The sequence below is a fragment of the Shewanella fidelis ATCC BAA-318 genome (assembly GCF_000518605.1).
Taxonomy (GTDB): Bacteria; Pseudomonadota; Gammaproteobacteria; order Enterobacterales; family Shewanellaceae; genus Shewanella; species Shewanella fidelis.
In genome coordinates this window covers 420,592-435,122 of record NZ_KI912458.1, presented here as the reverse complement: position 1 = coordinate 435,122, position 14,531 = coordinate 420,592, and the positions used below count along the sequence as shown (strand labels likewise).

13 protein-coding genes are annotated in these 14,531 nt (G+C 42.4%); 5 read left to right on the top strand and 8 right to left on the bottom strand.

The window, feature by feature from the left end; translation table 11 throughout:
• Positions 1–396: 396 nt before the first annotated feature.
• Together L884_RS0115420 and L884_RS0115415 are read left to right on the top strand one after the other, a co-directional pair.
• Positions 397–2,814: a S8 family serine peptidase gene (locus L884_RS0115420; protein ID WP_028768334.1), complete on the top strand. Its 2,418-nt coding sequence runs from the start codon at positions 397–399 to the stop codon at positions 2,812–2,814.
• 141 nt (positions 2,815–2,955) lie between these two features.
• Complete coding sequence (locus L884_RS0115415; protein WP_028768333.1) at positions 2,956–3,279, top strand: VF530 family protein; 324 nt, start codon at positions 2,956–2,958, stop codon at positions 3,277–3,279.
• A gap of 77 nt (positions 3,280–3,356) precedes the next feature.
• Here the strand turns inward: L884_RS0115415 and L884_RS0115410 are convergent, their stop codons facing one another.
• The 7 genes from L884_RS0115410 to L884_RS0115380 form a co-directional block, all read right to left on the bottom strand.
• The gene (locus L884_RS0115410) at positions 3,357–4,163 is read right to left on the bottom strand and encodes a hypothetical protein (RefSeq protein ID WP_028768332.1); all 807 of its coding nucleotides are present in this window, start codon (positions 4,161–4,163) and stop codon (positions 3,357–3,359) included.
• Positions 4,164–4,261: 98 nt separating this feature from the next.
• Entirely contained in the window at positions 4,262–4,891 is a 630-nt protein-coding gene (gene ribA, locus L884_RS0115405) for a GTP cyclohydrolase II (protein ID WP_028768331.1), read from the bottom strand.
• A gap of 213 nt (positions 4,892–5,104) precedes the next feature.
• A complete protein-coding gene (locus tag L884_RS0115400; RefSeq protein ID WP_028768330.1) occupies positions 5,105–5,461 on the bottom strand; it encodes a YibL family ribosome-associated protein in 357 nt (118 codons plus the stop codon).
• 163 nt (positions 5,462–5,624) lie between these two features.
• The gene (nrdG, locus tag L884_RS0115395) at positions 5,625–6,089 is read right to left on the bottom strand and encodes an anaerobic ribonucleoside-triphosphate reductase-activating protein (RefSeq protein ID WP_028768329.1); all 465 of its coding nucleotides are present in this window, start codon (positions 6,087–6,089) and stop codon (positions 5,625–5,627) included.
• A gap of 110 nt (positions 6,090–6,199) precedes the next feature.
• On the bottom strand, positions 6,200–8,317 hold the full coding sequence (gene nrdD / locus L884_RS0115390; RefSeq protein ID WP_028768328.1) for an anaerobic ribonucleoside-triphosphate reductase: 2,118 nt from the start codon (positions 8,315–8,317) through the stop codon (positions 6,200–6,202).
• Between the two features lie 411 nt (positions 8,318–8,728).
• Entirely contained in the window at positions 8,729–9,412 is a 684-nt protein-coding gene (locus L884_RS0115385) for a hypothetical protein (RefSeq protein ID WP_051435650.1), read from the bottom strand.
• Positions 9,413–9,524: 112 nt separating this feature from the next.
• The gene (locus L884_RS0115380) at positions 9,525–10,010 is read right to left on the bottom strand and encodes a MarR family winged helix-turn-helix transcriptional regulator (RefSeq protein WP_425423497.1); all 486 of its coding nucleotides are present in this window, start codon (positions 10,008–10,010) and stop codon (positions 9,525–9,527) included.
• Between the two features lie 136 nt (positions 10,011–10,146).
• Here L884_RS0115380 and L884_RS0115375 point away from each other — a divergent pair, with 136 nt between their 5' ends.
• Entirely contained in the window at positions 10,147–11,145 is a 999-nt protein-coding gene (locus tag L884_RS0115375; protein WP_028768325.1) for an NADP-dependent oxidoreductase, read from the top strand.
• A gap of 72 nt (positions 11,146–11,217) precedes the next feature.
• Here L884_RS0115375 and rssA read toward each other — a convergent pair whose 3' ends face one another.
• Complete coding sequence (gene rssA, locus L884_RS0115370; protein WP_028768324.1) at positions 11,218–12,216, bottom strand: patatin-like phospholipase RssA; 999 nt, start codon at positions 12,214–12,216, stop codon at positions 11,218–11,220.
• A gap of 256 nt (positions 12,217–12,472) precedes the next feature.
• On the opposite strand from rssA, the gene L884_RS0115360 reads away from it, so the two are divergent.
• Together L884_RS0115360 and L884_RS0115355 are read left to right on the top strand one after the other, a co-directional pair.
• Positions 12,473–13,819 carry a DEAD/DEAH box helicase gene (locus L884_RS0115360; protein WP_028768323.1) on the top strand — a complete coding sequence of 449 codons (1,347 nt, stop codon included), beginning with the start codon at positions 12,473–12,475 and terminating at the stop codon, positions 13,817–13,819.
• Positions 13,820–14,038: 219 nt separating this feature from the next.
• Positions 14,039–14,482 carry a DUF3010 family protein gene (locus L884_RS0115355; protein ID WP_028768322.1) on the top strand — a complete coding sequence of 148 codons (444 nt, stop codon included), beginning with the start codon at positions 14,039–14,041 and terminating at the stop codon, positions 14,480–14,482.
• The last annotated feature ends 49 nt before the right edge of the window (positions 14,483–14,531 follow it).

The window sequence follows — 14,531 nt, the reverse complement described above, 5'->3', positions numbered from 1 at the left end:
CTTTATTCTAAATAGCAATAATATATAACAAGAATTGCATTCTCTATTTCAACTATGATTTCAGGCACTTAATATTAGTTGAATCTAAATAAAACTTTTTGACTACTTTATACAAATAAAGCAAATCATAAATTGAAAAATAACCACCGACAATACTAACTCACCAAAATCGACTAAAAAACCAAATAGAACACATAGTAAGCATAAATAATCATTATCTGTTTTTAATATGCCTAGTATTTTCTATTTATTCCTTCGCCACCATTTAGTTAACATTTTATTTACATTTAACATTCCCACGGATACATTCTTTATCCCAAGAGCAATATTTCAATATTTTGCTCTGCAAAAAATACTAAAAACAAATAAATAACCTAACAAACATGGAAGACAGTAATGACTATAAGACATGTCAAACAGACAGCGCTATCGCTTTCAGTAGTAGCACTTGCTATCTCTACAAGCATAAATGCGGCCCCCTCTTTGAACTTAACCCTTCAAGGTAATTCCCAGCAGCTCACTCAAGAAAACCCTTTACCTAAGCGTTATATCGTCAAATTTAAAAATGCTAGCCCTAGCGCAGGATTTACCCAATCTATTGATCAAGTTGCAAATGCGCAATATGAACCAAGAACCAATGAGGTGTTCTCACATTTTCGTGCTCTTAACAGTGTTGCAGCGAAAGAAATGAAACGTATCGGTCGCAGTAATAGTTACTCTGTAAAATTAGATGATAACAAGCTTCAGCAACTACGATTTCGCGCCGATGTAGACTATGTAGAAGAAGATGTTCCGCGCAGATTATTAGCAGAAACAACTCCTTGGGGGCAAACCTATGTTGGAGCAACCAGCATTAGCGATAATCTAGCAGGTAACCGCACAATTTGTATTATTGATTCAGGATATGACAGAGCTCATAACGATCTTAACGCTAACAATGTAACCGGCAGCAATAATTCAGGGACGGGTAACTGGTTTGATCCCGGTGCTGGTAACGCTCATGGCACACACGTAGCAGGTACCATTGCCGCAATAGCAAATAATGAAGGCGTAGTGGGTGTAATGCCGAATCAAAATGCCAATATTCATGTGATTAAGGTGTTTAATGCGTCGGGATGGGGTTATTCATCATCGTTGATCTCAGCAGTAGATACTTGCGTCAATAATGGCGCAAATGTAGTAACAATGAGTTTAGGCGGAGCAAGCTCAAGCAATAGCGAAAGAAATGCATTTTCTGCGCACCAAGGTAATGGCGTACTGTTAATTGCCGCCGCAGGTAACGACGGTAATAGCAGCCATAGTTACCCGGCATCATATGATTCGGTGATGTCTGTAGCAGCGGTTGACAGTAATAAAGATCACGCAGCGTTTTCACAATATACCGACCAAGTTGAAATATCTGGCCCAGGTGAAGCAATTCTTTCTACAGTTACTCGCGGCGAAGGACGCCTCGCAGATATCACCATAGCAGGCCAGTCATATTTTGATAATGGCATCGTCCCCCACAATCGTTATGTAAGATCAGGAACCAGCCATGTAAGCTCACCATTTATCGGCACTGCCAGTGGGACGCTAGCTGAATGTAGCGTCAATGGTAGCAGTTTTAGTTGCGGCAACATGAGCAATAAAGTCTGCTTAGTTGAACGTGTCGGCAATCAGGGAGCCAGTTACCCTGAAATAGACGCAGTAAAAGCCTGTGCTAACGCTGGCGCACAAGCCAGTATTGTCTACAGTAATAGTGCACTACCCGGCCTTCAAAATCCGTTTTTAGTCGACAGTAATAACGAAGCCCCAATTGTATCCGTCTCTGTTGATCGCGCTACAGGTTTAGCACTGAGAAATCAATTAGGTAACAATGTTACTGTGTCTAATACAGATAATGAAGACTACGAATATTACAACGGTACCTCAATGGCAACACCACATGTATCTGGTGTTGCAACATTAGTTTGGAGCCATCATACCCAATGTAACTCAGAGCAAATTCGACAAGCACTAAAAGCCACAGCAGAAGACTTGGATGTTGCTGGGCGCGATAACAAAACGGGTTATGGTCTAGTCAATGCTGCTGCAGCAAAAGCCTATTTAGACGCCTCTTGCGATGGTCCAACTGATCCAGGTACAGGTCCTGGAGATAATGTGCTAACAAATGGCGTTGCTAAAGTTAACTTAGCTGGCGCTAAAGGTGATGAACTTTATTACTCACTTGACGTTCCTGCGGGTGCCAGCGGATTGAGCTTTAATATGAGCGGTGGTAGTGGCGATGCGGATCTTTATGTGCAATACGGTGCTTCACCGACTACCAGCGATTACGACTGTCGACCTTGGAAAAACGGTAACCTCGAGTCCTGCCCAATCGCAACCGCACAATCAGGTACTTACTACGTTATGGTACAAGGTTATAGCGCCTTTAGCGGAGTCAATCTTGTCGCAAGCTATAGTGAGTCTACAGGTGGTAATACCGGAGGCCCAGCAACTTACAGCAACACCAACAGCTACAATATCCCAGATAACAACAGTGTGGGTGTTGAAAGTGTAATTACAGCAACACGCTCGGGTGATTCAGGAACAGTAACCGTAAAAGTAAATATCAGTCATACCTATATTGGCGATTTGCAAGTTGAACTGCATAGCCCATCGGGGGAAATCGCCATACTGCACGACAACTCTGGCGGCAGCAGCAATAACATTGTTAAAACCTACAATGTTGATATGTCTGGCGTTGATTCAGCTGGTAACTGGAAACTAAAAGCCGTGGATAGTGCACGCCGAGACATTGGTAGCATAAATTCGTGGGAACTAAGCTTCCAATAAATACTAAATAGCGTTGAAATAATAAAAGAGAGCCACTTAGGCTCTCTTTTTACTTATTTTGTGCAAATCAGCCAATCTGCTATGTAAACTGATATAATTATGCCATTAAGCTAAGTACCAACAGATGATAGCAACCACACTATGACTCAAGTAAATAACCCGCTACACGGCATCAAGCTCGAAGACCTATTAAATGATCTTGTTGATCATTATGGATGGGAAGAGCTAGGACAGCGCATCGACATCCGCTGCTTTAATCATGACCCAAGTATAAAATCTAGCTTGAAGTTTTTGCGTAAAACTCAATGGGCACGTGACAAGGTTGAGTACCTTTATCTGAAGATGAATAACTTACCACTACCGGCACCAAAAGCCTATGATGGTGAATATAAAGCTAAATCACCTAAACCGCAAAAGCCTAAACAGCCACTACCTGAAATTAATGCCAAGATCTGGGGCAAGTAATTTAAGCGCTAAAACTAAATACGCATTGATTTAATAGCAATGCGTATTTTGTCTTCAAAAACATTAGCGCAATAGAATTAGATAGGAAACTCAAATATCAAACGCCAGACTTCAACACCATCTCCTGCTCGGTAACTAAAACCAAAACGTTCGATACTAAATAGATCCCAACCCACTGGTTTGGAAAACGCGAGTGTTAAACCCACCTCATAGCTACTAGCAACCAATACATCATCTTCAAATGGTGTAGTAAAACTCAGTTTGTCAAAATACCAATATCCTGCGGCGAAAAATCGCGGCTCAATTTCAACACCTTTTACTTGCAGAAAGTAGTTGCTACCAATATCCACACCAGACTGCACTGCAGAATAGGTTTCACTGCTGTTATCGTGCAAGGTGGTATAACCGGCAAAAAACACCCTGTTAACCCAAATAGGCCTAGTATCCGCGAGCTCGAAATCAAGTAAACTCGACATCCCAGCCGAATAGATCAACACATCATTACCATTGGTAAAATTGGTGCCAAAGCCTAAATCTGCATAGGTTTGAAACTCATGACTTTCGGTGTTTCTTATTCGATATTCGATACCTGGGGTCACTGTTAGCGTTCCCACACTCGAGGGAATGTCACCATCAGGTAAATCACTCCATTTGAAGTTAAAAAAACCTAATGAAACCGGTGTTTTTAACACTAGAGATTCAGTATCACTGCGCTGTAGATCAAAACTAATGGGGATATTGGCGACGGTAGCGTCTTGACCTGAGGTACGATAGATCCCGCTCCCAAGGTAGTTAGCAAACGCGTAATGGGTATAATCCGTTTCAGCAGCGACAGGAAGTGCACAAACTAACGCAGAAGAAGTAAGGTAACGCAATCGGGCCATAGACTAAATTAGCGATAATAAACTACTAAGTGATAGCCCGAATATAGCGGTATAACTGGGTAAAAGCCAAGAAAATTAACGCTTTTACCCATCTAGGCTTAGTCTTTAGTGTCGCCCAGTTCGGCTTCAGTAAAGTGATGTTCTGACATCATGTGACCCAGTTGGGTCGATTTGGTCTTTAGATAATTTTCGTTATAGCGGTTCTTACCTACTTGCAGTGGTACACGCTCAACCACTTCTAAACCAAAGCTTTGCATCGCTTTAACCTTACGCGGATTGTTGGTCATCAAGCGCACTTTATCGATACCGATTTTCTGCATCATCGGAATGATCATGTCGTATTTACGCATATCCGCTTCAAAACCTAAACGCTCATTAGCTTCAACGGTATTGGCGCCTTGATCTTGCAACTCATAAGCACGAATTTTATTCAGTAAGCCAATACCCCGCCCTTCTTGGCGTAAGTAGAGAATAAAGCCTTGGCCTTCTTCAGCAATATTTTGCATCGCGGTTTGCAGCTGAAAACCGCAATCACAACGTAAACTAAACAGTGCATCACCAGTAAGACATTCTGAATGAATACGCCCTAAAACTGCAGCGCCTGGAGAAAACGTACCAAAGGTAAGCGCAACGTGCTCTTTACCCGTCTCACTATCTTCAAAACCATGCATTTCGAAAACACCCCAAGGGGTTGGTAATTTTGAAGACGCGATGTATTTAATCGACATGAAAAAACCTTAACGACAACTCTCATTCCTTGAGACTGCAAACATCCTGATAAAGAAAATAAATGCTTGAGACGAAACTCTTGCTAGCTCTATGAATATAACGACTAAGTGCACCAAGTAAATGATGTCCCCTTAATCTATCATCGAGCCAGCATAAGCCTACTACCTAGTGATAACCTTGAAGCGGCTCACTAAATCGATAACTAAACCGACTTAAAACTCTTTTGGGGCAAAACCTGTGACTTGCTTAATTCCCATTTCACGGCCTAATGCCGTCATAGGGTGCACAACAACTAAGCCTTTCACTGACTTTTTCAATTTACCCATGTCAGCTTGCTCAGCTTTGGTCAATACACGATTAAACTTAAGCCCAGCAACAGTGCTACCCTGCTTGCTTAATTCACGTGTTTGTTGTGCTTTAACGCTGCTGATCCGTTTAGTAATCGCGGCAATCTCTTGCTTAAACTGGAACACGACTGTTGGATCGCTGCGTTTTTCAGCTGCTGCTAGCTTACGACGAAATTTATCTAACTTATCGTTGAGCGTTTGCAGCTCCTGCTTTAAATTCATTTATAAACCTTAAATTCAGATCTAAATAGCTTTAGAAACAAAACAGCACCATAAACTGACGCTGCCTTTCAAATATCCAGCCATTATAACAGCATCTAGGCCTATTTTGCCTAGGTTTATGACTAAACTGCTTAGCGTTCAAAAAAACAGCGTAATTCAGCGCTTAACGCAGGTAATGGATCTGCTGATTGCTACTGCCTTTAAACACTAAGCTTGGATCAGCTAAGGCTTGCTCAAACTTACCATCAACCACCACGTTAACTCGATCAACAACCTGTTGCTGTGCTGGCGTTAGACTATCGAGTGTATAACCAGTCCAAAGCCAAATATCTTTTCCCGGACACTCCTCATTCACACGCTTAACCAGTGCCAATATCGCATCCAAATTAGCCGGAAATAACGGATCACCACCAGATAAAGACAAACCACGGCGCTTAATACGGTTATCATTCAAATCATCAATGATGCGTTGCTGCATCTGCTCGTCAAACTCATGACCAGAGCAAGGGTTCCAGGTTGACTGGTTATAACAGCCGCGGCATTGATGCTCACAGCCTGAAACAAATAATGTCGCTCTGGTACCAGGCCCATTGATGACATCGGTTTGATAGTATTGATGATAATTCATAGTAGACTCGTTTCAGCCAATAAAACAAAAAGGTGCTGATAACAGCACCTTTAATTTGGCTAACACCTCAATTGAGTGATAGCCAACCCGAATACACACTAATCTTTCGATTATAAATGTTTAACGCGGCGCTTCACTTCTTCTTGCTTACCGTAGTTAAACGGTCTTGCATCTGGGCTACCTAAGTAACCACATACGCGGCGAGTTACCGATACACGGCTCGGCTCATGGTTGCCACATTTAGGGCAAGTAAAACCTTTGCTGGTACAACTAAATTCGCCAGTGTAACCACAGTCATAACACTCATCGATAGGCGTGTTTGTACCATAATATGGCACGCGGCTATAACTGTAATCCCATACATCTTCTAACGCTTCCACGTTGTTCTGCATGTTAGGGAACTCACCGTAACAAATGAAACCACCGTTCGCTAACTCTGGGTATGGCTGCTCAAAGTCAATTTTATCGTATGGGTTGACTTGCTTTTCAACGTCCAAGTGGAAACTGTTTGTGTAGTAGCCTTTTGCTGTTACGCCTTCAACAACACCAAATACTTTAGTATCTAATGCGCAGAAACGACTACATAGGTTTTCACTTGGCGTACTGTATAAGCTAAATGCATATCCTGATTCAGCTTTCCACCTATCAGTCGCTTTCTTCATGTACTTGATTACTGCAATCGCTTTTTCACGTAGTAGTTCACTATCGTAAACATGCTCTTCAGTGCCATAAAGTGCGTTGATGGTTTCGTGTAAACCAATATAACCCAGTGAAATTGACGCACGGCCATTTTTGAAGATTTCAGAAATATCATCATCAGCGCGTAAACGTACACCACATGCACCTTCCATATAAAGGATTGGTGCAACGCGAGCTTTAACACCTTCAAGGCGAGAAATACGCGTATCTAGCGCTTTACGAGCCATCACTAAGCGCGCATCTAAAATACGATAGAACTCAGCTTCATCGCCATTTGCTTCAAGCGCAATACGTGGCAAGTTCAAGCTCACAACACCAAGGTTATTACGGCCTTCATGTACTAACTCACCATCTTGCTCGTAAGTACCTAGGAAGCTGCGGCAACCCATAGGCGTTTTGAATGATCCCGTTACGCGTTCAACTTGTTCGTAGTTCAGAATATCTGGGTACATACGGGTTGAAGCACACTTAAGCGCGAGTTGCTTAATATCATAATTGCAATCACCAGCCTTGTGGTTAACACCGTCACGAATAGCAAATACAAGTTTAGGGAATACCGCTGTTTTACGGTTTTTACCAAGACCTGCAATACGCACTTTCATCATCGACTGTTGAATTAAGCGCGACTCCCACGATGTACCTAAGCCAAAACCAAAGGTCACAAATGGCGTTTGGCCGTTAGCAGTGTGTAGTGTGTTAACTTCATACTCTAGTGACTGGAACGCATCGTGACACTCTTTTTCAGTTTGCGCAGTCGCAAAAGCTTTAGCGTCAGTAATGCCCCAGTTTAAAGCGATTTGGTAATGCTTGTCGTAGCTTTTAGCAACAAAAGGCGCAAGGACTTCGTCAATACGGTTAATGGTTGTGCCGCCATAAATATGACTTGCTACTTGAGCAATAATTTGCGCTGTAACTGCAGTTGCAGTTGAAATTGACTTAGGTGTTTCAATTTCAGCATTACCCATTTTAAAGCCATGAGTTAACATGCCGCTTAAATCGATAAGCATGCAGTTAAACATAGGGAAGAATGGTGCGTAATCTAGGTCGTGATAATGAATTTCACCCGACTCATGAGCAGCAACCACGTCTTTTGGCAGAATATGACACTTAGCATAGTGCTTAGCCACAATACCTGCTAACAAGTCACGCTGAGTAGGAATAACTTTAGAGTCTTTGTTGGCGTTTTCATTTAATAAAGCTGCGTTGCTTTGTTCTACCAAGCCGCGGATCTCTTTATTTAAACGACTGCTCACTTCACGATGGGTATCGCGATCATGGCGGTACTCAATATACATACGCGCAAGTGACTTGTATGGACCTTCCATAAGCAAGTTTTCAACCGTATCTTGTAAGTCATGGATCTTAACTTCATCCAATTCTGCGACACTGTTTTTTACTTTTTCTGCCACTTGTTGTGCATATTCAACGCACTCAATGCCTGCCGAGTTAGCAGCTGCTATCACGGCATCTTTAATCCTTGTTTCGTCAAAAGGCGTACGGTAACCATCCCGTTTTATAACCACTGGCATTGTATAAGTCCTCTTTAGCTCTCGTTACTAAGTAACACTATATATAGTGCCACTTTTTCAATACATCACAATATGTGGCGCATTAAGCTATAAAAACCGATTCAGTACTTTGATCCAGATCATTATTTTAAAAGAGGAAGACAATAAGAAAACAGTTCTGCAAATAAACCCGCTTATCTCAAATTATGACCTTGACGAGAAACGTTTAGCACGTTAGTGACAGGATAATATAGGTATAAAATGTGGATAAAAAATAGTTGAAATCACTAACCAGCCAGTTCAGTAATTGCAACTTATTGGCTGGGCTGACAAAGAGGTAAAAGTAAGTACTAACTGGTCACTTTAGTACTCACCTTTTGTACTGTGCTGTAGTCGAATATAAGTTGCAATTGAAGACATGATCCGCTTAGCTTAATGACGTTTGGCTAATGCAAGATAACTATTAAGTTGACCGTGCGCTTGTTGATGCTCTCCGGTCATAGCGGTTAATTGCATTAAGGATTTGATCCCTTGATATTGATTTCTTTGCTCATCCGTTAACGGTCTGTCTGACTGCAACAGTGCCGTGATCTGACTCGAAACACGATTAGCCTTTTGTGCAACAAGTGGAGATTGTGACACATCCATTGCGCCCATTACCCATTTTGCATCATCAAGCATCTCTGCTAGCTTTTTATCTTCATCACTATCGCTTAATCCTTTACGCTGCTCATCAATAAAATTTGCTAATGATTGTTCACTGGCGGGTGGAATATCAAAACCACTGTGAGATAAACGATTAAGCTGCCCTTCTGACAAAATACCGTCTTGATATAAACGTTGGATCAACTGTGGTAACTGCGCAGTATTAAAATGCCCGCCTTTAAAGAAATCATTGGCCATGGCTTCAATTTTTTGTGCCCGTTCGGCGCGGCCTGACAACACCAAAGTATTGTCATTTTTGGTTAACTCACTATTAGCAGTATCAGGCGTTTTTGCCGGCAAACTAGCCTTAGCTGCAGTGCTACTGACATTTGACTGACCACTATTAACACCATAGGCGTCTGATAGCGCATTACTATTAATCGAATTGTTAATACTGCTCAATGGATTCATCGTCAAAATGCCGGCGTAAAATAGAATTACCCCGAATGAAGCATTTAACGTGCCGATTTAACCAAATAAAATTCGATTGCCTATTTTTAAAGCAGCTGACGCTTTAGCGCCGCTAATTATGAGTCAACTCTTGAGTAAGGGTAAGGCAAAGCTGCCTAAGCTGCTCAACCTCACCACTACTCATGGCCACTTTATCAAGTAAGGTTTGCTTTAGCGCCAACGCCTCTAGTTTTAACTGTTTACCAGACTCGGTAAGCACGATAACCTTTTTACGTTCATCTGTAGCATCGGCATGACGTTGTAAAAATCCCTTAGTTTCAAGACGCTTAACGATTGGTGTTAAGGTTCCCATATCAAGCCGTGTTGACTTTGATACTTGGGTTAAGCTCATTCTGTCTTGCAGCCATAGCGCCTGCATGACCAAATATTGAGGGTAAGTTAATTCATAGCGTTCTAGTAACGGTCGGTAAGCGCGCATCAATGCATTGGTTGCAGTATAAAGTGCAAAACAAACATTATCAGAAAGGGTGGCATCGGCCGGTGTATTTGGCAGCTTGTCAGTCACAACGAATAAGTATTTATGGCGAGATAATAGCAATATTAACGTACATTATTCGCTAACACTAGCCAACGACCAATACTAGTTAGTTTGCGCGCAAAGCATTTGCAATCGCTATTAGCTTTACCTATGATACGGACAAATACTTTGCGCACAAATTAAATTAAGGACTAGGATGAAATCTCAAGTTATTCAACTAAGCTCTCGCCCTGAAGGTATGCCAACAAGCGATAACTTTAGCCATGCAGAACAAACACTCGCGGCGATTCAGCCAGGCGAGTTTCTAGTTAAGAACCAGTGGATGTCAGTCGACCCTTATATGCGTGGACGAATGATTGATAGAAAAAGCTACATAGCACCATTTGAGATTGGGGCTGTACTTGAAGGTGGTGCAATTGGCGAAGTTATTGAGTCACTCAACCCTGATTTTCCTGTGGGATGTAAAGTCAGCAGTATGCTTGGTTGGCGCAGCCATTTTGTCAGTGATGGCACAGAGATCACCCGCCTACCAGAAACACCACTGTGTGCATCGCATTTTTTAGGCGTGTTAGGTATGCCGGGAATGACAGCCTGGACTGGCCTCAAGCGGATTGCAGAGTTAAAAACAGGTGAAACCTTGTTCGTTTCAGCTGCATCTGGCGCCGTTGGCAGTGTTGTGGCACAAATAGGTAAATTGATGGGCGCGAGAGTTGTCGCTTCTGTCGGTAGTGATGACAAAGCGCAATATCTGACTAACCTAGGTATAGATGCAGTGATTAACTACAAAACCAGTGGTGACTTAAATGCAGCGCTCGCTCAAGCGGCGCCAGAAGGTATCGATGTTTATTTTGAAAACGTTGGCGGTGATCACTTAACTGCAGCACTAAATCACATGAAAGATCATGGCCGCATTGCTGTGTGTGGCATGATTGCACAGTACAATGATACAACGCCAACACCTGGTCCTAATAATCTTGCACAGATTATTATCAAAAAGCTAAAAATTGAAGGCTTTATTGTATTTGAACATTGGGATCACTATGGCGAGTTTGCAGCACAAATGGGGCAATGGCTCGCTAATGGCGAAGTACAAGCTGAACAAACTATCTATGAAGGTTTACAAAACGCACCCGCTGCATTTATCGGCTTATTTGAAGGTAAAAACAGAGGCAAAATGATAGTTAAAATCGCTTAATTATCCTTTAAACATATGAAAAAGGCGCTAACAGCGCCTTTTTCATTTTTCACACAAGCATCATAGCAGTTACTAGCTGTTTGACTTTACCAAGCCAGTTGAATGTTGCGCTAAAGCCGCTTCAATTAAATGTGCGACCTTTTCTACCGCAGCTTCACCGGCTGCTATCGCCTCCTCTGCACGATGAAACTCCATGGTACCGATATCCCCTAAATCTGGCACAATGCAGATATCTGGCGGATCGCCCATTAAACGAGCACGCTTATGGCGCTGCTCTAAAATATCCATCGATTGTGACATCACAGCTAGCATGCCTGGGTTCGGGTTTTGCGGCGCCCCTGACTTGCCACTTAAAGAAAATTTATCCGTTAAGCCAGTAATATAGTCACGGCCACGAGCAAGTAGATCAGTAAAGCCTTTATCTTGATGCTTTTCAGCTTCTTCAACTTGTTCTACTGTCGGCTTATCGCTTTTCATATTAACAGGCAATACTTGCATACGTCCGCGCTTTAAACCGTGTAAATCAACCGCAATAACTAAGTCAACATCCATCGCTCGGCTTACTGAAACCGGCACAGGATTAACAACTGCACCATCAACAAGCCAGCGGTTACCCACTTTTACTGGCGGTAAAATCCCAGGCATTGAACACGATGCACGTACAGCATGGCGTAAATCGCCTTCAGTAAACCAAATCTCTTGTCCTGAATATAGATCTGTCGCTACCGCCGCAAAAGGTCTCTTTAAATCGTCAATTTGCAAATCACCAATGCGCTTTTGCAAAACATCAAAGACTCGCTCACCGCCAATTAATCCACCACGGCCCCAACTCAGATCCATTAAACCTAACACGTCCCAACTACTAAAACTGCGCACCCAATCTTCAAGTTCAGCAAGGTGATCGTTGGCATAAGCGGCACCAACCAGTGCGCCAATCGAACAGCCAGCTATTTTATCTGGATAAATACCGAGTTTAGCTAAACCATTAAGTACACCAATATGGGCCCACCCTTTTGCCGCGCCACTGCCGAGCGCTAATCCAATTCGTACAGCTTGTTTATTTGTCGACACTAAAATGATCCCATAACTCTAATTAACAAAAGCCAAAGCGCATGCTGACTTATCTAGGCTAGACAAGTCAGCAATCTCAAAGTTTATCGCCAAATCATTAACCATTAATGAAAGGCCTTTTAGCCCACTTTGTTTACAAAGCCGGATATTTTAGCAGATATATGAAGGTCCGTAGTAGAAAGTTGCAGACTATGCATAGCGCAACCACAAATCTGTAGGTTATAATATGCGGTCGTATCATTTATGGAGTACACCTTTGCAATTTACCGATTTCGCACTGGATCAACGTCTGTTAAAAACCCTTAAGCACATGGGCATTGACACCCCAACAGAGATCCAAGAGCAAGCCATTCCTGTCGCCTTAGCGGGTAAAGATCTAATGGCATCTTCTAAAACAGGCTCAGGTAAAACATTAGCCTTTTTATTGCCGGCGATGCAAAGACTGATTTCGTGTAAAGCATTGAGTAAGCGCGATCCGCGTGTGGTCATTTTATTACCGACCCGCGAACTAGCCACTCAAGTGTACAGCCAACTACGTTTACTCGTTGCCAACACGCAATTTAAAGCCACTAAAATTTTAGGTGGTGAAAACTTTAACGATCAAGCTAAAGCGCTAGCACGTGATCCCCATTTTGTTGTGGCAACACCGGGTCGTTTAGCCGACCACCTGAAACAACATCATCTACACCTTAATGGTCTAGAACTGCTTATTTTAGATGAAGCAGATCGTATGCTTGATTTAGGTTTTGCAGAGCAGCTAAAAATGATTAACGCCGCAGCTGATCACAAACGTCGTCAAACTCTGATGTTTTCAGCCACGCTAGATCATAGTGATATCAACGACATCGCCAATGAGCTATTAAAGTTCCCTGAGCATGTTGCCATTGGTGCCAGTAACTTGGAACATAAAGATATTACTCAGCGCATCTTCTTATGTGATCACTTAGATCATAAAGAAGCGCTACTAACGCGCATTTTGAAAGAAGAGCAGCAAAAGCAAATTATTATCTTTACTGCGACTCGCCAAGACACAGACCGCTTAGCCAAAAAGCTAGCAGATGAAGGCTTTAAAACCGCCTCATTGAGTGGTGAGTTAAAGCAAAATGCTCGTAACCAAATTATGGATGAGTTTAGCCGTGGGTTGCAGCAAATTTTGGTTACCACTGATGTGGCTTCACGTGGACTAGATTTACTTAACGTATCCTTAGTAATTAACTTTGATATGCCAAAGTTTGCCGAAGAATACGTACACCGTATTGGCCGTACTGGCCGTGCTGGTGCCAAAGGTGATGCTATATCATTGGTAGGCCCAAAAGACTGGGTTAACTTTACCCAAGTGCAAAGCTTTTTGAACAAGAAGTTTAGCTTTAGCGAACTAGAAGGGTTAAAAGCCAAATTCAAGGGCTTAAAGCCAAAAACAGCGACTAAAGGTAAAACTAAACCTGCTGCAGTCGCCAAGAAAAAAGCGGCCATTGCTAAGAAAAAGTCAGCAGCTAAGGCCGCCGCTAATCGTGATAAACGTTATGCTACGGGTATTGACGTCGGTGATGCGCCAATGCTGAGAAAGCCAAAAGCGAAACTACAAGAAACACCTGAAGATTAAGCTGCAAGCGATAGCTTACAGTGCTGTTATACAAAGCCGTAGTGATTGCCTCACTGCGGCTTTTTAATTCATACCCTCTATGTATTTAACACAATTTATACTGCTCAATCACTAATACCGAAAAAATTGATTTGAATAGATGAGAAAGCACATTAAAACGCTGACCGTTTGGCGAAATCGCGTTACAATACAGCCAATATTGTTTTTTTAAGGTTTATCATGAGAGTTTGTGGCGTAGAGTTAAAAGGTGGCGAAGCCATCATCAGTTTATTAAGTTATGAAGGCGAAACCTTTAACGTGCCGGATTGCCGTCAAAAGTCGTTCGCAATTTCAAACTCAGAAAGCACCGAAACTATGCGTGATTTCCACTTTGCTTTCGGTAAGCTAATTGAAGACTACCGTGTCGATGAGATTGTTATCATCCAACGTGAGCAAAAAGGTAAAGGCGCTGGCAGCGTAACGAGTTTCAAACTAGAAGCATTAATCCAAATTCTACCAATACCTGTATCTATCGTATCGCCAGTCGCGATTAAAGAGCAGCTAAAGCGTAATCCACCGCAAGTAGATTTTGAAGGATTAGAGTTAAAGCGTTTCCAAAAGAGTGCATTTGAAGCCGCTTACGCCTACCACAACATGACTATCTACAAGACTGACGAAGCCTAAGCTTTTAAGCCAAAGTAGAAATGATGGGCGCAATTAATGCGCCCTTTTT